General features: G+C 35.2%; 21 protein-coding genes. All 21 read right to left on the reverse strand.

What is annotated here, in order from left to right:
• Positions 1-169 precede the first annotated feature (169 nt).
• Positions 170-1,510, reverse strand: coding sequence for an FtsK/SpoIIIE domain-containing protein (locus tag IEU51_RS08180; protein WP_186088540.1), 1,341 nt, complete (start codon positions 1,508-1,510; stop codon positions 170-172).
• A complete protein-coding gene (locus IEU51_RS08185; protein ID WP_095312472.1) occupies positions 1,510-1,890 on the reverse strand; it encodes a YdcP family protein in 381 nt (126 codons plus the stop codon). Before IEU51_RS08185 ends, IEU51_RS08180 begins: the two co-directional genes overlap by 1 nt.
• A 12-nt stretch (positions 1,891-1,902) precedes the next feature.
• Positions 1,903-2,217: a YdcP family protein gene (locus tag IEU51_RS08190; protein WP_186088539.1), complete on the reverse strand. Its 315-nt coding sequence runs from the start codon at positions 2,215-2,217 to the stop codon at positions 1,903-1,905.
• A gap of 367 nt (positions 2,218-2,584) precedes the next feature.
• Positions 2,585-4,840 carry an ATP-binding protein gene (locus IEU51_RS08195; RefSeq protein ID WP_186088538.1) on the reverse strand — a complete coding sequence of 752 codons (2,256 nt, stop codon included), beginning with the start codon at positions 4,838-4,840 and terminating at the stop codon, positions 2,585-2,587.
• Between the two features lie 201 nt (positions 4,841-5,041).
• Positions 5,042-5,227, reverse strand: coding sequence for a hypothetical protein (locus IEU51_RS08200; protein WP_186088537.1), 186 nt, complete (start codon positions 5,225-5,227; stop codon positions 5,042-5,044).
• Positions 5,228-5,305: 78 nt separating this feature from the next.
• Entirely contained in the window at positions 5,306-6,367 is a 1,062-nt protein-coding gene (locus IEU51_RS08205; protein WP_186088536.1) for a DNA cytosine methyltransferase, read from the reverse strand.
• 416 nt (positions 6,368-6,783) lie between these two features.
• The gene (locus tag IEU51_RS08210) at positions 6,784-7,662 is read right to left on the reverse strand and encodes an AraC family transcriptional regulator (RefSeq protein WP_186088535.1); all 879 of its coding nucleotides are present in this window, start codon (positions 7,660-7,662) and stop codon (positions 6,784-6,786) included.
• Positions 7,663-7,799: 137 nt separating this feature from the next.
• Positions 7,800-8,960: a YchJ family protein gene (locus IEU51_RS08215; RefSeq protein ID WP_186088534.1), complete on the reverse strand. Its 1,161-nt coding sequence runs from the start codon at positions 8,958-8,960 to the stop codon at positions 7,800-7,802.
• A 27-nt stretch (positions 8,961-8,987) separates the two neighbouring features.
• The gene (locus IEU51_RS08220) at positions 8,988-9,410 is read right to left on the reverse strand and encodes a hypothetical protein (protein ID WP_186088533.1); all 423 of its coding nucleotides are present in this window, start codon (positions 9,408-9,410) and stop codon (positions 8,988-8,990) included.
• A 68-nt stretch (positions 9,411-9,478) separates the two neighbouring features.
• Positions 9,479-10,063 (reverse strand): hypothetical protein, encoded by a 585-nt coding sequence (locus IEU51_RS08225; protein WP_186088532.1) that lies wholly within the window; start codon positions 10,061-10,063, stop codon positions 9,479-9,481.
• 108 nt (positions 10,064-10,171) lie between these two features.
• Positions 10,172-11,326 (reverse strand): recombinase family protein, encoded by a 1,155-nt coding sequence (locus tag IEU51_RS08230; protein ID WP_456299541.1) that lies wholly within the window; start codon positions 11,324-11,326, stop codon positions 10,172-10,174.
• 19 nt (positions 11,327-11,345) lie between these two features.
• On the reverse strand, positions 11,346-11,741 hold the full coding sequence (locus IEU51_RS09465) for a recombinase family protein (protein ID WP_456299542.1): 396 nt from the start codon (positions 11,739-11,741) through the stop codon (positions 11,346-11,348).
• A 1-nt stretch (position 11,742) separates the two neighbouring features.
• Positions 11,743-12,159 carry a recombinase gene (locus IEU51_RS08235; RefSeq protein ID WP_186088531.1) on the reverse strand — a complete coding sequence of 139 codons (417 nt, stop codon included), beginning with the start codon at positions 12,157-12,159 and terminating at the stop codon, positions 11,743-11,745.
• Positions 12,159-13,721, reverse strand: coding sequence for a recombinase family protein (locus IEU51_RS08240; RefSeq protein ID WP_186088530.1), 1,563 nt, complete (start codon positions 13,719-13,721; stop codon positions 12,159-12,161). The genes IEU51_RS08235 and IEU51_RS08240 overlap by 1 nt, the downstream gene beginning before the upstream one ends.
• A gap of 53 nt (positions 13,722-13,774) precedes the next feature.
• Positions 13,775-14,002 carry an SHOCT domain-containing protein gene (locus IEU51_RS08245; RefSeq protein WP_186088529.1) on the reverse strand — a complete coding sequence of 76 codons (228 nt, stop codon included), beginning with the start codon at positions 14,000-14,002 and terminating at the stop codon, positions 13,775-13,777.
• Between the two features lie 225 nt (positions 14,003-14,227).
• Positions 14,228-14,935 carry an N-acetylmuramoyl-L-alanine amidase gene (locus IEU51_RS08250; RefSeq protein WP_186088528.1) on the reverse strand — a complete coding sequence of 236 codons (708 nt, stop codon included), beginning with the start codon at positions 14,933-14,935 and terminating at the stop codon, positions 14,228-14,230.
• Positions 14,932-15,342: a phage holin family protein gene (locus IEU51_RS08255; RefSeq protein ID WP_186088527.1), complete on the reverse strand. Its 411-nt coding sequence runs from the start codon at positions 15,340-15,342 to the stop codon at positions 14,932-14,934. The genes IEU51_RS08250 and IEU51_RS08255 overlap by 4 nt, the downstream gene beginning before the upstream one ends.
• Before the next feature lie 76 nt (positions 15,343-15,418).
• Positions 15,419-17,890 carry a glycosyl hydrolase family 18 protein gene (locus IEU51_RS08260; protein ID WP_186088526.1) on the reverse strand — a complete coding sequence of 824 codons (2,472 nt, stop codon included), beginning with the start codon at positions 17,888-17,890 and terminating at the stop codon, positions 15,419-15,421.
• Positions 17,887-18,468, reverse strand: coding sequence for a hypothetical protein (locus IEU51_RS08265; protein ID WP_186088525.1), 582 nt, complete (start codon positions 18,466-18,468; stop codon positions 17,887-17,889). The genes IEU51_RS08260 and IEU51_RS08265 overlap by 4 nt, the downstream gene beginning before the upstream one ends.
• Before the next feature lie 9 nt (positions 18,469-18,477).
• On the reverse strand, positions 18,478-18,672 hold the full coding sequence (locus IEU51_RS08270; protein WP_123317351.1) for a hypothetical protein: 195 nt from the start codon (positions 18,670-18,672) through the stop codon (positions 18,478-18,480).
• An 11-nt stretch (positions 18,673-18,683) separates the two neighbouring features.
• Positions 18,684-21,203: a phage tail spike protein gene (locus IEU51_RS08275; RefSeq protein WP_186088524.1), complete on the reverse strand. Its 2,520-nt coding sequence runs from the start codon at positions 21,201-21,203 to the stop codon at positions 18,684-18,686.

Consider the following 21,203-nt stretch of genomic DNA (forward strand, 5'->3'; position numbering starts at 1 on the left):
GTAATATGACCTAAACCCTTGATGCACAAGGGTTTTTGGACTTTTGAAACAGTTTCTTATTGTTTTTCTACCCCCCTGTTAGAAACGGGGGGTAAAGCGTGGCTGTCGCCACGCAGGCTTTGCCCAGCACAGCGGCTTACGCTTCGCACGCCGCCGCACTGGGCAGCCTTCATTGAGCTAGTTTCTCTATCTCTTTTAAAAAGTCATGATTCTTTGGCACAAGTGGTGTGTAAAATTCGGTAATGACATTATCTCCTTTGTCGACATACCCACGTCCTTTAATCTGTTTTAAGAAAAATTGTTTTTGGACGTCCGATCCAAACATCATGCCATATCCTAGTTCGGACATTCTTCCTAAAGCAACCCGAAAATTAAATTGATCACGAATCCCATCCCCTAAATATTTTGCATCTGGCCGCTGACAAGCGAGAATAAGAAAGAAACCGGCTTGACGTCCTAACATCACAATCTGTTTTAGCTTCGTTAATACAGCCGTACTTTCTTTAGAAGCAAGCATTTCCATAAATGCAACGTACTCGTCAAAAACTAAAAAGTGGGGAGGTAAACCCAAATAAGCATAGTTTTCTCCTGTTTTATATCCCTGCATTTGTTTCATTTCTTCACTTCGAGCCATCATATCTTCATAAAATTGGTCAATACTTGCCATCATGTCTTCCTTTTTATAATAGACATCAGGCATGACAGTACTTAGATCGGCTAAATCAGCATTTTTCGGATCTAAAATATACAACTTCGCATTGGTTTTTAAAAGTGCTTCAATCAACGTAAGAATAAAATAGGTTTTTCCGCCACCTGTTCCGCCAGCAATCAACATATGTGGCAGCTGATCGTATTCCCAATCCATTGATTTCATGAGCTTTAAACGACCGTTTTGCGCAATGACTTCATCAATCGAAATACGGTTCGCAATCATATCATAAAAAAGCACATACTCTACATAGGAATCATGTAATTCTTTTGACACTAATTCACAATACAAGCCACTTTCTAGCTTCTTTTCTAAATTTAACAATGGCTCTTGATATTTACCCAGTGTTATTTCTACTTGAATATGAATCATGCCTTTTTCATACCGATAATACATCTTTGGAAAATGAGTCATTTTTTCCTTCGCCTTACTAGATGGGATATCTTTGAAAAATCCTTCATTCATCACTTGTTTTGTTTCATACCATTGATTATCTAAAATCATCTTTGCGAGCTTTTGTCGATGCATCAATTGTTTTAGATGGTTATAACGATACCGATAGTAAACAAATGCACAGATTGCCACCAATATCAAACTAATAATTAGGGAAGTAAATCCATACGTACTTATAAAGTGAGTTTGAAATGGATCAACTTCCCACGTTGTCGAAAGTAAAAACTTTACATGAAAAGGTATAAAGAAAACTAGCCATACACCAAACAATCCAAAAAAGATAAATTGAAAAAAGAGAGAGGCGTCACTTGGTCGGATTCGCTTCCCTCTTTTTCGGTATAATTTCATTATTTATCTTTGGATGGAGTGGATTTTTGAGTGTTAGTGCCTGGCGACGCTGTTTTCCCTTTTAAAACCAAGTCATCTGCCTTGATATACCAATCCACATCCGCACCACGAAAAGTTGCATTTGCGACTGTATCTGCGACAGGATTAATGAGTTCTACTTCTGCATTATAATCAAAGTCTTTTAATGGAACGGAAGCAGGAATGCTTACTTGAATCATGCGCCCTTGTTCACGAGACTTTAAATCATATGTGCGTTCTTTTACTTCTGTTGATACCGTACCATCTTCATTTTGTAAAAAGACTTCCCGACGTAATGAAGAAAACTTTAGTAATCCGAATGTCTTTTCTTTATCAATCACAATTCCTTCCGCTAATCTCATGTTTTTTCCTCCTTATGCTTTGACCATATCGTCAGCATGTAAAATGTATTTCGTGAAACCACGTTCACCAATTTTATAACCTTCTGCGGTAATTTTTGCATTAACTAACTTTACTTTTTCTTCATGTTCAAAGAACTTCTCTCCAGCTTCTTGTGGCAAGATTACCTCAATATCATCTGCCCGTTGAATATCGGAATATAGATTGTAACTGCGTGACAATGTTGTCATACGCCCATTAATACGACGTTGCTCGACTTTGCCTTCTCCTGCGTATTCTAAATTTCCAAATGTTTTCTCCATATTTGGAATGACATGTTTTAACTCCATTTTGCATTTTCCTTTCTATACAATAGATTTATCATTTCAAAGCATTAGTGTAAATAATTTATCCGTTGGTGAACGAACGTAATAGCGTTTCATGATAACCCCCCCTCGTATACTTAAAAAACATTAAAAAATGCCACATTTATAAAATATGACATGATAACAAATGAAAAAAGAGATATTGCTTTAAAACAATATCTCTTCATTTAAATTGTATATTCAAATTTAGTATATATCCTTTTAAGAGAGTATAGATGGTATTGAGCATGGCATTGCACTTAGTTTTCATTTCTCAATGTTTAATTCTCTATGTTACGTTAACATTTGTATCATGTTCTCTAAGAGCAGTTTACTAGAACCTCAAATCCCATTATTCCTGACTAGCCGCAACTTGCACCAATGCCTCTTGAAACTCATTCTTGGCAGGTTGTTTTTCCGCAATTTCACACTCGGTGAATCCCATCATCATATTAAAGTGAGCTTCATGCCTAGAATTTATGAATATCCTCTTAAATACGTTGAAGAAAGTTTTATTCAACTCTTGATTATTGTCCACATATAAATCGTCATTTACATAATGAGATCCGTCATTAGCCCAAAAAAGCAAAGAATTACAAACTACCTTATCTTCATCCGGAAATTTTTCAATAATTTCATTAACATCAATATTACCGAAGAATTTGTAATAATTCTCCAATATTCTTCTCATTATGTTTGGGATAGTAATTGAGTTCGGATTTTCTTTTAATTCTTTCCAAAGCAACTCATATGAATTTTTAATAGGATTTTCTTCATATTCACATATGTGGGATACATTATTGTTTTTCCTTATAATCCAAAAAGTCTCATCACGTAACTTTTTATTACCATGAGATTTATTAAATGAGATTTCCTTATGAAAATAAACATTATGCGTCAGAATTATCAATTGTTTGAAGTTTGAATCATTGTCTCTAATCTTTTGCTTTAGATTGTTTATTAAGTTGCTTACTATAAATAATATGTTGCTGTCAAGACTGGAAATAGGATCGTCAATCACAACGATTCTTGATGTATTAACTTTATCCTGATCATTGCTACCATTAATAAGTTGATAAAAATACAAGAAGGTAATAAAAGTTTTCTCTCCTTCACTTAACGTTTCATTTGCATCTTCACCATTATCCCTTACAATTTTGTAATTTCCTTTTTCATCAGACTCAGCCAGTAGGAAGTTTGTAAAACCGAAAGACTTAAGAAGCATATTAATTTCATTTATAGAAGGTAAGACACTTGTAAGTTGATTTTGAAGTTCAATTGCCTCTGCCTCTAGTGCCTTTTTATAACCCGTTTGTTCTTCCAAACTTCTTTTCATTCCCTCTATTGCATTGTTCTCTCTTTTAAAGTCATTAGTATAATTTTTATAATTATTCTTGTTCTCCTCTACAATAAATCTCCAGATATCTTTTTTTAGCCTACCACTTTCCTCTTTTATATTATCAGTTATTTTATTAAACTCTGCTATTTGAAGATTTGTTTCCTTAACTTCTGATTTTATTTGTTCAAAGTAACTTGTTATTGAATTTAACTTAATTTCTCTACTTGGTTCATTTTTCTTTTTTTCTAACAACTGAATATTTTCCTTATAAGTAGAGGTTATAACTTCAAATAAGGAGGCTATTTTTTCATTATCAATAAAACGTACTTCTTCAGTTCCAAGAAAATTATATTTTTCAATAAAGCCAACTGTTTCTTTTTTATATTTTTCTATAGCAAGGTTTAAATTTTGTATTTGTTCGGTGTATGTTTCATCAAAGTATTCATTTAACTTTTCTTCAAATCCAACAGGTAATTCTTGTTGACAAAATGGACATATATCATCAGTTTCTTCTAAATGTCTTTTTCCTTGTTGCACCCAGTCACTGATATTTAACTCAGATATTAGTCTAGCAATATCAATATCCTTTTTACCTATTATTTTTGTTTGAAATATTGCTTGATCCTCTATCGAATTATCATAATATATCTCTGGAATTAACTCGATTCTTTCACGAGTGTTTTTAAAGACGGAATCTACTCTTTCTACTAACCCTTCATATGCATATAATTCATTGTTGTTATTTATTGCCTCATCCAAACATTTTTCCATGAATCTCTTTTTATTACTACGAAGACCAGTAAATGCGTTCTCAAAGACTCCATCATATTTTTGTTTTAAATCCCAACAATAATCTAAAAAAATTGTTTGTAAGCTTTCTATTTTTTCTTCTTTCTTCTTTATATTTATTTCTAAATTCCCAATTTTCTCTCCGTGTTTATCTGCTTCTTTCTTTTTCCGATCTATTGAAGTCAAAATATCAGTAGACTCTTTGCCTAAAGTAAAAATTCCCTTTATGTCATTACGAATATCGAAGTTTTCATCGACAAAATGTCTATTATAAACAAATATATTATAGTTGGGACTACCTGGTATCCATTTAATGTTACAGGAAGAAAACTTCTGATTATCGCTATCTCGAAGTAGTTCAGAGATAGTAGTCTTACCTGTACCATTACTTCCATAAATATAATTAATTTTCCCTAAATTAATATCAATTCCTGCAGAATCATAGGAAGCAACTTCCTTAATCTTAACTTTTTCTATCAATTTACTCCCCCTCTATTTTTATTTCTAATATATTGATTATCTACTATTCTATAGGAAAAATCTAACAAGTCCATATAGAGAACTAAATATTCAAAAAGTTCCTACTTCAAAAGTAATAAAATCTAATATTTTATTTATCCTACAAGATCAGTATCATAAAGATGGGAGAATTGCAGAAAATGGTCATTAGTAAATCATTTTTCATGCTTCTTGCAAACGATAATCTACACGTCCATAAATCACACACCAAAAGACAATCATTGTTTCTTCATTTTTATCACGCACCAATTTCCCGTGAGGAAAAAACGGAAAGTCTTCAATCTCTATCTCACTTAAAATAAAATGATCGTCAATCCAATCCATCACTTTTGCTTCATTTTCTTCCATATAAATTACACACCACCTTATTTTAGGCATTAAAAAAGCATGACAGAATGACTTTGTCACACGGTAGTTTAGTTCTATTTATAAAACTTCTGCAATACCAGCCATAATGTATTCGGCACATGGTACAGCAATCGCATTTCCAATTGCTTTATATCTAGCATAATCACTTATAGCTTCATTTTTATTTCCAAGGGTTGTCCATCCTTCTGGTAATCCCATCAAACGTTCACATTCTAATGGAGTAAGTTGGCGAATAAATCCTTCTTTCTCTTCTCCTTCGTACCAAAATGTAAAATAATTTACGGATCCCGCAAGTAAAGTGGGGAAAGGATCTCCTGTTTTTCCGAAACTTCTATGAAATCCTTTTTCATTTTTTTCTTTGGCTGTACTTCGCATACGTCGTTCTTGAAAGGGACGGATGATGGGTATTTTCCCCCTTGCTTTTCGAGTAGATATTCTACTGGCAATGGTGGAGGACAGCCTGCTCTCTCCGCAAGACGTAAAAACCGATTGCAAATCGCGGGCTTTAAATAATATTTCTGTGGCACGTGATCCTCCAAAATCTGCCACGAGGAAGATACGTCTTCTTCTTTGAGCGAGTGTGGGCTTTCCCCAATATCGGGCATCCAACAATCGCCAGGCGATATCAACATCATTCCCTCGGACCATTCCAGCGTTCGCCCAGACTTGAGAATTAGGCATTGGAATTTCGGTATTTGTGAACGATTCAAGCACGGTCTTAAAATCCAGCCTGTTATTTGATGAAAAAGCTCCCATGACGTTTTCCCAAACAGCGATAACTGGATATGTTCCATTCGTTGCACACCTCATTTCTTCAATAATTCGTATTGCATGATAAAATAAACTAGATTGACTTCCTGTAAGACCTTCTCGTTTACCAATATTGGATAAGTTCTGACAAGGGGAACCAAATGTAATGATATGAACAGGTGGTATTTCTCCACCATTTACTTTTGTAATATCTCCCAAATGATGTATGTTAGGAAAATGTCGTTTCGTAATAGAAATGGGAGCCTTTTCAATTTCACTTGCCCATACTGGTTGAATCCCGTAACGAGAAGCAGCTAATGGAAATACACCAATACCATCAAATAAACTTCCTAAAGTTAGTTTTGTCATACTCCACCTTCTATTCTCCGTTTTTAGGCGTAAAAAAAAGACGTTCATTTTATTTGAACGCCTTACAATGTTTTTATTCTAGTGTGTTCCCACACCCCAGATCAATTACCACTGAAACGGTAATGTGGTTTTTCAGTACTTTATTTCTCGTTTTTTCACCTTCTCCTACAAACACGAAATGCTTGTGAAAGTGTTTAAAATTAAGGATTTCTATATAGTTTCTCTTTGTAGCAACGATACACACTCCACATGGGACGAGTTGATAGAATTGATGTATTTGCGATTTTCAGCAAAATGGTCGTATGCGGGAACATATCGACTTATTTGTACGTTCGTGGGAACATATCCACCAATCGTACCGTTTACGAAAAGGGCACTCTTGCTAGGAGTGCCCTCAATCATAAAAATCGGTGTAATTAATAGTCTTTTTTCTTTACCGGAATCCAGATTTCGCTTCGATACTTTGGATTTCCAGTGTCTGGACTCTCGTTCCACAAAATTTCTGGACCTTCAACTAACTCATAACTTGAAGACGGAAACCACTCTGAGTATATTCTACCCCATACATTTTGAAGTGTCTTTGGGAATGGTCCAATCGATTCAAATACTGCCCAGGTACAAGCATCAATTTTTAATACATCAAATTCTGCTGTTTCATCACCTGAAGTTACTACCCCGATGTAATGATCCAACTCGCCCTTTTCTTCCATTCTTTCTTCTGAAAAATTAGTGGAAGCACTAATAATACCCATTGGTTCTACATTTGAGATTGCTTTTAATTGTTTAATAACCTCCGGTGTTAAAAGTTCGGTCATTTGTGCAATCTCTGGATTGACACCTTCAAAAATAATTGGGACTCTCTTCTTAAATCCTACTAACTTAAAAGGTCCTTTCTCAACAATACGATAGTTCATTTCGCATCCTCCTTTAATTGATAATTGAAAGGTCATTCGTGGATAGGCTTTTAATTGTGTATTCTCACTCCTTGCCTCAGAAGGGAGAATACCATGCAGGGAATGAAAAGCACGGGAAAATGAATCAGCCGAATTATAGCCATATTTGACGGCTACATCAATTATTCTCAAATCCTTATCTTTCAAATCAATTGCAGCCAACGACAGTCTTCTTCTCCGAATATATTCTGATAAACTTATGCCTGCTAAAAAAGAAAACATCCGCTTAAAATGATACTCTGAACAGTAAGCAATTTTAGATACTTCACTATAGTCAATTTCCTCTGTTAAGTGCTCTTCAATATATGCCAATGCATTATTCATACTTCTTAAAGAATCCATTGAACAACCTCCTTTCATCATCAACATTATCAAAGGGTGCGTTTTTCTATCCGACAATCTGTGCACAATATAGTCGAGTCTGTTTCATAGTAGGATAAATATTTACACTATTGCAGACAGGAAACATATCGACTAAATCACAAAAATAAATTGATTTTTGGTGCTTGCTCATAAGCCTTACCAGATTTGTCTCTTGCAGCATTCTTTAATCCAAATCCGATACCCATTCCAATTCGCAATGCTTCTGGACCATGGATATTTGCATAATATGTGTAAGCCATCTGTGTTTCTTCATCCCACGCTTTCCATAATGAAGGGTTAAGTACCATATTCTCAGAATACAAAGGTAAAACCATATTTATATAAAACTTAAGTTTATCTATGGAAGCTGTTTCAAGCTGATCAAACAATTTGTCATAAATATACTTCTCTGATTCAAGACAACTTAACAGCAGCCACGATTGCGTCTTCTCTGGAAAAGTAGTAATTGCAATTCTATGCATAATTCCTTTTATTGTATGTTTAATTCTTTTACCATTTAAATCGTAGTCAGGAGCAATGTACGCATAGCCAGCAAACTTTATTTGTTCTGGAACCCTTATTACACAAGTTGTAATACCTTCGAAAGTATTGCTCATTAATTGCCTATCATAATGCTGCTTCACAGGTTCAAATTCCTTTTTCTTAAGCTGAAACATTCTGTACATTCCAATCATTTCTGGAGATTGAAAAGCAGTCGAATTTTCTTTAAAATTATTTTGAAATATATCAAATGCCATCATTTGCTTGTAATATTCAAAAATAAAAGCTTTATATGCATAAACAAATTTCATTTTTTCACTTGTTTCATCAAGATCAGGAGCCCCTTTTTCTATAACAGAAAATGCTACATTATCATGATAATCACAGAAACAAGTTTCCGTAGTTGCGTCATTTGCGCTGACTTTACTCATCTCCACTATAGGTACTACTTCACCATTATCTAAAGGGATAAGGAGAGGTTGCTTTTTTGTGTTTAACATGTATACATGACGTTCTGAACCTGCTAATAAAGAAATAATTTTGTTATTCTGTAGTGCATGAGCCTCTTTGATTCTACCTTTGCATTTTTCTTTATCCGGATGCATACAACTCTTCTTCATCGAAGATCTCATTTTTTCCATTATCAGAACTTCAGCTGGTTTTTTAGAAGGTTTTATTATCAATGACTCTTTTCCCTTACAGCATTCTTGAAAACTTTTATTGCTACCACATGGGCATTGTTCACTACCTTTTAATTTATATTTTGATAAAAACAAAACTCCTCCACCTTATCTACAGCAATTTTAACTTTCATTTATAATACTGTATAATATTTTAATTATCCTAGGTCCATAATTATCAAAAATAATCTCCCAAGTTCCATCATCTGCAAACGGAAGAACAATTCCCTCAGAATCTTCTAAACAGAATTGATAGGCATCTCTGTGCATCATTTTATTTCTAATACCTCTCACACCGAATTCATTGTTTGAAAGGAATTCATAATCATCTTCAGACAACAAACCATTCTTTTGTAAGTGGGATAAATCCTGCGAAAAATTTTGGTTATAATTTTCTCTTACGGACTTGCAAATAAGCTCCGTTGCATTGTACAAAACTAATGTAGCTGCATAATCTTCTCCCTCATTATGTAATCGGACTGCTGTTGCTAACATGTCACCGTAGTAATTAGAATATTGCCAAATTCTCTGTATCATCTTATCCATATCTTTAACAACTCACCCTTATATACTTTTTCCCCTGTCAGACCTTAAAAAAATATCGCACAAAGAACTTACATTCTTCTATGCCTATCCATATCATCCTTATAGACATCTAGTATCCTTTTATATTCTTTGGGATTATCATCCTCACAATCTAACTGAACAACCCTATCAGCAAATTCTGCGAAGGCATCTGGATTGTACCAAGGCTCTTTAATAGTTAAATAAATTATTTTTTTAGTTTTCTGACGCTTTGTCAGTTCTTTAATCATTTGGATTTCATCTTCATTTTTAGTAACACTTTGAATTGGCCATATAATCATAAAATCAAACTCATAATTATCATATTTTCCACTATAACTTTTAGTAGTGAGATTATCAAAGTAAAGTGTTAGATTAGATAATTTCATAGCCTCTCCGTATTTTTTTGGCACTTTTACTTTAAATAGCTCTGCCCACCTGAAAAAGTTTTTCATTCCATCTCTCGCTGTATGGATAAGGAGTATTATACCTTTCAAATTACCATGTTTGTTAAGAGCCTTTAATAACACCTGATGCTTTTCAGTATCAGCTATACCACGTAACAAAAGTGATTTCTCATTATCATTGCTAATAAATTCAGATATTTGATCATACGCTTTCTTCGCATCCGTCATCTGATATCACTCCCCTTTACATTATTGTATATGGGCATGAATCTTCGGTCAATTTAATATAAATAAAAGCCCATGCCTTTTCCGACATGGGCTCGTTGGGTATTCAGATTATACTTCTTTGATAATTTCAATTCCTGACTTAAATTCAATTGTTAATTGTCTTTCATGTATCATTATTTTTTCAATCAATCTCCTTACTAATAAGTCGTCATACGCTTCAAGTTGCTGTGGTTGCTCTTTTAAAAATTTTGTCATTTCTTCAATCCGCTGTCTAAGTCCTTCTCGCGCTGCATTTTTCAACATGACTTCTTGCTTCAGTTCCCGCAATCGGTATATTTCTTCCGCTACATCATCGTAGTCTTCTTTTGAATTTGCGAGCCTCAGCAGTTCCATTTGAAGTTCTTCTAACTTTTCGTCAATATCAGTTGTTGGTTTATCCGCATTTTCATTCAAAACTGTTTCAATATTTTCTATTAATATTTCTAAGTAATTATCTTTGTTGCCCAAGACTTCATTAATGGCTTGTACTATGACTTGGTGTAGTTCATCTTCTCTGATTGTTTCTGCATTGCAAAGATGTGTTTTTCTTTCTAGCCTGCTAACGCATCGCCACACGATAGATCTGTATCCTCGGTTATTCCAATGTACCCTTCGGAAAACATCTTCACATTCTTTGCAAAAGACAATGCTCGACAAGGCATACTTGCTGCTATACACTCGTTTCTTTCCAGTTTTTCCGTTTCGAATATTTGCCCTTCGCATCATTTCTTCTTGAACTTGTAGGTAAATCTCTCTTGGAATGATTAGTTCGTGGTTATTTTCAACATAATATTGAGGGACATGTCCGTTATTTACAACTCGCTTCTTGGTTAAGAAATCTACAGTATATGTCTTTTGAAGTAATGCATCCCCGATATACTTTTCGTTTTGGAGAATCTTTTTAATCGACTCTGGCCGCCACTTAGATCGTTTAGCTGCGGTAAGTATTTCATCCGCTTCAAGTCCACGTGCAATTTGAACCAAACTGGCCCCTTCTAAATATTCTCGGTAAATTCGTTTAACGATTTTTGCTTGTTCTGGATTGATGACTAATCTGTTATGTTCATCTTTTGTATAGCCTAGAAAGCGATTATGGTTCACTTGCACCTCACCTTGCTGGTATCGGTATTGTATTCCTAGTTTTACGTTTTGGCTAAGTGACTGACTTTCTTGTTGTGCTAGGGATGCCATGATGGTGAGCATAATTTCACCTTTTGCATCCATTGTATTGATGTTTTCTTTTTCAAAAAATCACAGGTATTTCTTTATCTTTTAATTGCCTGATGTATTTTAAACAGTCCAGCGTGTTTCTCGCAAATCGACTGATGGATTTTGTAATAATCATGTCGATTTTTCCATTCATGCTATCTTCAATCATTTTATTAAACTGCTCACGCTTTTTTGTGTTTGTTCCAGATATGCCATCGTCTGCATAGATTCCTGCAAGTTCCCATTCAGGATTGTTCTGAATATAGGTAGTGTAGTGTTCCACTTGAACTTCATAACTAGTTGCTTGTTCTTCGCTATCCGTTGATACCCGACAATAAGCTGCCACTTTTAATTTTTTCTTTTCCTCTGCATCAATATTTCTTGTTCTTCTTCTCGCTGGGATAACGGTTACGCTTCTTGCTAAGGTCATTTTAAGTCACCTCTTCTTTTATTAAGCTATATACATATTCTGCTTGTTTAATGGGATTGTCGTATTTATCCTCCACTTTTCCGATTGTAAATGCGAATGGTGGTGTAAATGATTCTTTCTCTTTTGTTCTATTTAATCGACCTAGCTTCTTCGCTCGTTTAAACCTTTCTTCTTTCAATTTTTCAAATTGCTCTTTTGAAATTAAGCTAGGAAATATTTCATTTCCCAGATACCTTTCATCTGTTAATATTCTAGTAATTCCGCCATGTGACCGATTAATACCAGATTCCCTTGCTGCATTAGCTAAAGATTGGCCCGATAAGTATGATGCGATTAAAAGCTTTAATTGCTCAGCTTCTTTGGCGTGAACTTCAATTTTTCCGTTTACTATTGCATATCCAAAAGGTGTATGTGCCATTAGCGATCAATCCTTTCTCTAAGTGTAGTGCCACAATTCAAATGAAATCCTATCTCATTTGGTGAATATACGATTATCTTTTTTACAATGTCTTGAAAAGATTCTTCATCAAATGCATCTATAAATATTCCTTGTTTAAAGTATTTAATGAGCCGCTTTACTTCACTTAGCTGATTTGAACTGTCATTGATTAAATACAGTAACTGCTCTCTTTCTTCTTTTAGCTTCATATTCTTTTGGGACAATTCAATTTTCTGTTGATTGAAAATAGCAGGTTCTAAAAAGCCTTTTGTCATTAATTGAATTAATGTATTCAGTTCATCTTTTGTAACTTCGAGTTGTGTTTCTATTTCAGAAATCATTTGATAGTTTTCATCTTGATTTGACGTTTCTAGTTGTTTGGATAGTGGGATTAATACATAACTATAACCAAACTTTAGTTTATTCATCATCGTAATAAATGCTTGATGAATACGTTCTTCCCTTATAAAAAGCATCGAACATTCGTCTCTGTATTTGATATGTGTTGAACAGCACCAGGCGATATATTTTTTATGGGTTGAAGTGTGAATTCTTCTTTTAAAGGTATCGCCACACTCTGCGCATTCAATCTTTCCTGAAAATGGATAGCGATTTAAATATTTTCTGCTTCCTACTGCTACATTCTTCTGACTTGCTTGGTATTCAATCATCTGATTGGCCGCTTCAAAATCAGCATGTGTGATAATCGCTTCATGATGATTTTCAATTAAGTATTGATCCAGTTCACCTTGATTTACTTTTCGGTTAAAATGCTCATCCGTAAAAGTCTTTTGAAGTAGCACATCTCCAGTGTATTTTTCGTTCTTAACTATTCCGCGAATCGTGCTTCCCGTCCAATTGCCATTTCGCTTTGTTGGAACCCCTTCTTCGTTTAACTGCCTGACAATTCGTTCTGTTCCCACTCCTTTAAGCACACTATTGAATATCCGCTTGACCACTTGTGCTTGTTCTTCATTTACAATTACTTGTTCATCGATATAATCATAACCGTATGGTGGATACGATAATTTATAGGTCCCACGTTTGAATCGTTGTCTAATCGACCATTTACTGTTCTCTGATAAAGATACGGACTCATTCTCAGCAAGGCTACTTAAGATTGAAAGCATGAGTTCACTTTCCATCGAATTCGTATTGATGTTTTCTTTTTCAAAAAATATGTGCACACCTAAGTCCATCAACTTTCTAACCAGTTCCAAGCAGTCAATTGTGTTTCTCGCAAATCGACTAATAGATTTTGTTAAAATGAGGTCAATCTTTCCTTTTTCACAATCAGATATTAAGCGAAGCAATTCTGGCCGTCTATCCTTTTTCGTTCCTGTAATACCTTCATCACTATAAATATCAACTAGCTGCCATTCATCATTATTTTCAATTAAAGTTTTGTAGTGTCGTCTTTGCGCTTCTAAGCTAATCAGCTGTTCCTCGTTTGATGTCGATACCCGTATATAGGCAGCGACCTTTTGTTTCGGTTTTACTACTGAAAATGTTGTCATATCAAGTGTTGTTATCTTTCTCATCCACTCACCCTCCTTTCTTGTACGTGACATATTAGCGTTAGAACACTGTTATATCAAGGTTTATCGCACATTAAAGGACCTAATAATGGATTGAATTTTTGACGATTTAATTTACTTATTTGATCGAATTCTTCCTGAGAAATGAGTTCTTTTTCGCGTAGTTTCATGAGCATTTTTTCAGCAAGATGAAAATGAAGTTCATTTTGAAGTTGTTCTTCAGTTGGTTTTGATGGTTTATGATTTGGTGTTTGATGCTCAGATGAGAGTTGTGTCATTCGCATATGGTTTTCCTCCTAAATAGTCTTCTACCTATATGCGATAAAAAGATAGGATTCGAACCCTTGTTTCTGTAATATGTTGATTAATAGTTGATATGTAATTGAAGTTCTAGATATAATGAAAGTAGATTAAAATCTTTTTGTTCCATTAAAGGGCGCGATTGTGGAAGAACAAATAGTCATTTAAGTTACAACCGAAGAGTTTAACTACTCCTCGGTTGTTTTTATTTATTCATACTTCACAAACGCATCTTTAAAGCCAGCTTTCTTTGCTTTTTCTAGTTGCTTATCTGCATTCTTTTTAACACTATACGCACCAACCTGAACCCGATATAGTTTCTTTCCACCAGTTGATGGCTTTGAGGTTGACGCACCTTTCGATAATTCCTTCTTCACATCTGCCCGAAACGTATCCATTGATTTTCCATGTTTTGAAAACCAATGACGTGGGTCACCATGATTACTAGCAATTTTCTTCTGATAGCCTTCATAATGACCGATGATGTTTTTCTCCGTCAGTTTGTATTGTTTACAAAGATAAGCACAAAGTTCAACCGCTTCTTTATAAACCTTATTAAAGTAAGTCTTATCAGTTAAACCATCTTCACAAATTTCAAAACCAATATGTGTATTATTCGCATCACCGCCCGCATGCCATCCGCGATGATTCCAAGGTAAAGTTTGGTAAGTTGCAATTGATCCATCTTTTAACTTTCCGATAAAAGCATGAACACATACTTGTCTTCCATCTGGACGTGGCTGGTTCCAGTGATTGTTGTATTGATTCTTTCCTAACAAACCATCATCTGGGCCAACGTAACGTTTTAAATTGGGATTGTTTGCCCCTGTGCTATGGACCATGATTCCTTTTGGTGTAATTTTCCTTCCTGCCTTGTAACATTCATTCTTCGTTAAAAATAATTGTTTTAATTTCATTCTTCATTTCCTCCCTTATTGTTTAACTGAGCAAGTACATTTTTCAACTTCTCAGGTATTGGTAAACCTAATTGTGAAGCATTTTCCAACATAGAAATACCTTCATTCGAGCAATAAAAAAAGATGACTGCTGTTCTTAGAACGCTGCCATCCCCTATCAAGTGAGTGTCAATCATATGTCCGACACCTACCAATATAAAAATTAATACCTTTTTAAATATCCCCCGGTAACCAATTTCACTAGATAGTTCCTTATCGACAATTGCACACATAACTCCAGTGATATAATCAGTAACAACCAATATGATCAATGCATACAAAAAGCCATCTAACCCTCCTAAAAACCAACCAATAAATCCACCTAGCGCTGTAACGATGATTTGTATCCAGTTCCATATATCCTTCATAGAAAAGTTTCCCCCTTTAATTTTAAAAACATCTATATAAAAAGGATGTCCACATTTTATAGACACCCTTAAATGTTTATATTTGTTTTGGTAATGCTTCCCAAACTCGCATATCCTCCTGCCCTAATGACCAAATGGCAATGCCTCGTAATTTCCACCTGTAAGCTGCCTCATTTGCCCAATAAACCAAGCTATCAACATCTTGATAATAAAGAATTGAAAAACCATCCGCATCTCCTAAAAATAAACGTGATATCCAAAGGTTAATGTCCTTTGGTTTTATTTTGACGGTATAATCATTTCCCGCAATTAGTGGTAATTCTTGTGAGTGGAAGAAATCATAGTCCATTGATATATCATCACTTCTTGTGCTTATCTCCTCCACATCATTATTTACTTTAAAGACCTGAAACTCGTTATTCCAAGTAACACCTATTCTTGGTATCCTTCCGAATTCTACTGTGTTTCCATTTGGAAAAGTTATATCTACACTTTCATATGGTTCGTATGTCCATGCATCTCCTAAACGAAGTAAGTCAGATATCATGCGGTTATCTGAACGAATTCCTGCATAGCCTCCACTGAAATCATTTATATCCACTTTAAATCTGAATGTGTTTGCTGCCCCGGAATACACCCTGACAGAATTATTACGAATTCGCATTTCAATCGTGTACAGATTAGGAGCAGTTCGTAAATTAGCGTTTGATGTTCGTTCAATTTGAACATTATAACTACCCAGTAATGAATTACTTTTATACAACTCTAGACGTTGAGATGTATAATTTAAACAGCAAAACAAATCTCCACAAAAAACTCCTGCTCTCCCACTTCCGTTTTGTGGGAATCCAATTCTTGCTCTAATGTGTATATCTTTAAAATCTGAATATCTCCATGTCAATTCACCTTTTCCATCAAGCTGTGCATAAGGACGTGGATTGTTAAAATCATCTTTTTTCCATACTTCCCATTCACCACTTAAGGTTGTCCAATAATTGCTAGGTAGCGGATTTTCATCCCTGAAGTCTTCATACCAAATAAGTGCGGAATCTGGTTTCCTTCTTAATACTTCTGTTGTTAATTTAAATGCCCGATCAGGTTCCACCATTTGACCATTTACCCCTTTAAACTTTCTAGGTGCAAGTAAGAACTCCGCTTCACCCGCGCTAGATGATTGTTGAAAGTCTGAGCAAACTCTAAAACCATAAAACTGTACACCAGGTATTCCTGCTTTAACTTTGATGGTATGTGCACCTGCTGTTAAGGATATATTCTTCTTTAACGTTAACCAACAAGTTGTTCTCCAATAAGGCCACCATAGCCTACTTTCCTTAAAGGTTGTTTCATCATTATCAATTGATATTTTAATCGTATTTTTATCCCAAAAAGGAAAACCAATCCTTACTGCAATGTCATAAGTTCCACTAGATTGCAAAGTGAAATTATATGTCGTTTCACCGTTTTCACCGAGAGTAACCATCTGAGAAGAATCAGATACAATTCCCGCATGACTATCATAATTACTTCCTAGACGATCAATAAACACACTTCCAAACTCTGTCTTTTGTTGTTTACTATACGCTGTTAAAAAGCTTCTTCGGTTATAATCTTCTGCAATTAATGGATTGGTTCTCGTAACTGCATCTGGACCTTCCATGTAATCATAGACATGTGGCAATGCCCATGGGACTTTATCGTAATCATCCCAATAAGCAATGATAGGAATCATCGGTTGCGGTGGTGCATCATTTGTAAAGTTATAACCACCTGTCATCCAAAGTTGTGCAGCATAATAGGTGTTGGACGTACCACGATAAACCCTATTTAAATTCTGAGGAGTATCATCAATTCGCCAGTTCCAACCGTAACCTGGAAGACCTAAGAATATCTTCTTTGGAGACATGACGCTTGTTGCATAATTATAAATACCTTCCAACCAATCTCGCGGGGAAACAGGACCAGGAGCGGAACCCGCCCAAGCCATCCCATAACTCATAATCGCAGCCGTATCACAATAAGGATCTAAGTCTTCATAAACACACCAGTTTTCTCCACCAACAGAACCTTGAACCCCTGTCATTCCAGGTAAGCAGATATTGACTAGTTTTGATGAGTCATGTTGTTTGACAGTTTGATAAATATCTTTAAATAAAAGGTTTGCAGCATCTTTATTTTCATAACCACCACCACGTTCCAAATCAATATCAACACCATCACACCATGGATACTTATTCATGATTCGAACGATTTCAGATAAAAACTTATCCTTTGCACCATTTGTGTTATTTCTGATTGCTGTAAATATAGATGCCGTTCCATGATTCATGATTGTTAGCAGCCACTTTATATGAGGCCATTTATTAATATACGGCATCATGCTCGATATACTTGTCCCTGTTTCTTTAATAGTACCTGTAATATCTACCTCAAATGTAAATATACCTACCGTATCAAGCCTATCCCCGTATTTGTTTAAAGCCTCATACATTCTTGCGTTTCCCATGAAACTCCACACCATTGTCTTTTTGCCTTCTAGATATTGACTCATTGCTTGCCACTTCCTTCTTGCATTTCCTGGAATTCAAATAAAACTCGTGCTGCTTTTCCTTCTTCGAGTTCTACAATGTGCTTACTATCAGATGCTGCGGTATATTGATAAAACCCTTCTTTTTCTGTTTTGCTTTGATTTCGCAACGCTTGTCTACTTGAAGCCAATAATGAAAATGTGTCATCTGGATTTGCTACAGCTTTAAATTTCATATGGTGGGATCCATATCCTTGCGAAAGTTTAATACTTCCTGCTTTCATTGATTGAAGGGGTGTGATATGACAATCCAGTCCTGCAGATGTTGTTCCCAGATTAAATATGACAATCGTTTCTTTACTTCTAACCACTCCATTATAGAAACGAACTGGGAGAACCCCGCTTTCTTCTCTATATTTTTCAAGTGAGGTTTCTGTGTTTAAGACATATCCCGTTAGCTTATCGCCTTCTTGAAGTTGTATATCTGTATAATAAATCGTCCCCGTACAGTCTGTAACGAACAATTTCAAAGTTACATTTACGACTCTTTTATCTTCTTTCACACGTATCGTTTCACTAAATCGAGTAAATTGTATCGCCATTCGAATCACCTAACCATCAAGAGTCCACTTTATTTCTGATACATGCCCAACCCACCCAGTAGCGATTGAGCCACCTTGCAAAAGAATATCTGTAAAATACACTGTCCCAGTGCAATCTTTTACAAATAATCGAATTGTTAATTTCTTAATTTTCCCAGATCCTTTTGGAGTAATTGCATGTGCAGTTTGAGTAAAAAAAACCATTTCAAACACCTCTAATATAAATCAATAATTCTCTTTTCAATCGATCCATCTTCGTATTCAATTTCCACTTCAATCCCTACTTGCCCATTTGGCCCTTTCTCTAGATTTTCAGAACCAATTTGTGCGGATATAGTATAATTCTTTCGATTTGCTGGATATACGGTTTGATACATAGATTTCGTCATTCCCAAAACACCTTCTGCTTTAAAAGATGCATCACCGCTTGCACCATTATTCGTATCAACATTAAAACCAGAATTCACCCAGTAAGTAAATCCATCATCTGCTCTGGAGTTTCTTAAATGGTTAAACGGTACTAAATCTTTTATTTCCTGCCGATCAAGCACATCTGTGTCATGTAGCATATCTGCAGCCTTATCCCACTGGGCTGATGAATCACCTAATTCTTTTAATTTTGTCGATAATTCAATCACTGTTTTCCATGGTTCTTGCAAATTGTACTGCCTGCGTACGATACGAGTCTTCACTTGTAAATTTAATTCTTTATCGTTAACGGTAACAATATCTCCTAGATCCCACTCTTCATGTTCATAACCTGTTAGTACGGATAAGTCCATAGCAGTTAAAACATAAGACACTCTTGGCTTTGCGTATTGACCTAACCTCATATTTGCAAACTCTAACATTTGATAAGGATTGCTAAATGATGAGGCATCAAGTGTTGCAATTCGAACTTCCGATGTAAAACTATAATCTTCTACATATGCTTTGTTATTATTGATAGATGAAAATGTCATGCCATCTTTACCGAATGCGTATAATCTTGTCACTAAACTTCTTGTATCCACTGTTCTTTGAATACTTTTCATATTCTTTCTATAGCTAAATAACGCACCACTATCTTTACCGCCAAATGTCAGTAAATGAACTAAACGATTCGCACTATCAAAAATTAAATCTCCACCATGGATATTTTGCACTTCTCGTAATATAGATAATGCATTTTTCTCCTCTGATTCCCACGTCCGCTTTGTAGTTACATTCACATTTCCAACAGACCACTCCGTTCCTTCTAACGCATATTTCATCGGGACATCAGCAGTATCTGCATTAAATTCAATAGGCTGTTTGTCCGTACTAAAAGCTAAGTCATAAAAATCTGCTTCTGCATATACGTGAGTGATGATATTACCTTCTTGACTTTTTTCATCCGTTATCGTTCGTATGCGATACACATCGTCTACGATTTGAATTTGTTTTTCGTTTTCAATACTTTCCCTTTTTAAATCATGAAAAGGAATCTTAAACTCTAAGATGTCAGCACCATTAATTTCACTTGTAACAATGACATCAAACGCATTTTCTAAAACTGCATCCCATGCTCCATTACTATCCAAAACGACAGGCCTAGCAAATCCAAGTTTTTCATAGGCAGGTTTTGGGATATCATGCAATATAACTTCTATTAGTTTCGGTGTTTTCGTTTCATCTTCTGTCGTTAAAGTAATGCGATAGCGGATATAGGCTCTATTAGGTGAAATTAATTCACCTGTTGGTCCAATTGTTTGCCACGAAGTCCAATCCTCAAGGTCATCTGATGTGGATGTTTCTACTAAACTAATCGCAGTTGTTCCAGCAATATATTCACTAGTTACTGAAACTCTACCATTGCCACCTAAACTACACTTTTTAGGTACTGTATAGAGTACACCACTACTTGGATACTTGTTATCTTCTTGCTTTAAAATAACAGCACCAGGTTCCGTTAATGCATCTACCTGGGATGCACTATCTGCACCATTTGCTTGAATAGAAGATTTAAAATGTAAGTGTATATCTTCCATTGTTAACTTTGAATCTTTCTCAAAAAACCAATCATCAAAACCACCAGCATAGTAATACGTATCTTGTAACATACCCACGACAATGTCAGCGGTACATTCTTCATTCAATACACCTGTATAATTTCTTACAGGTGATTGCCAAGTTGCCCCATTCGACCTATCACCGATAAAGTTTTGAATTGTTTTATCAGTCCTATTAATAATTGTTGTGATAAAATACCAACCATTATTTACAAAGCTAATACTTGGTGTCTCGGATGTATCATAAATTAATGTCCCTGCATTGTTATAAAGCATTAATCGTAGTCTTCCTTGATATAACGAAATATACAGGATTGGTTGTCCTGGTCCATTTCTTGTACTAAATATAGGAATAAATGTTTGACCGATTGAATAGGTTGTTGGATTTATCCAGCCACCGACAACAATTTTCTCCCCTAAATCAGTAAAAAAGCTGCCATCATTGGTAGCGGTAAGATATGTCTTTTCACTTGTTGGATTGACAATATTCTGCCTGAAAAATCGCCCAAACTTCCCTGCCACTAAACTGGCAGATGTTCCAGACCAATTTGATATAGTAAAATGATGATTATTTGTGCCACTATCTATCAGCTTACTTGCATTTGGTTGTGATTCATTAAAACGCCATAATGCAACTGTTTCATCATGAATCGGAAACTCACCAGTAAAATCTGTTTGAGATGTTACAACCGATTTAATCGCCAT

The sequence above is a fragment of the Phocicoccus schoeneichii genome, from assembly GCF_014635565.1.
Classification (GTDB): Bacteria; Bacillota; Bacilli; order Staphylococcales; family Salinicoccaceae; genus Phocicoccus; species Phocicoccus schoeneichii.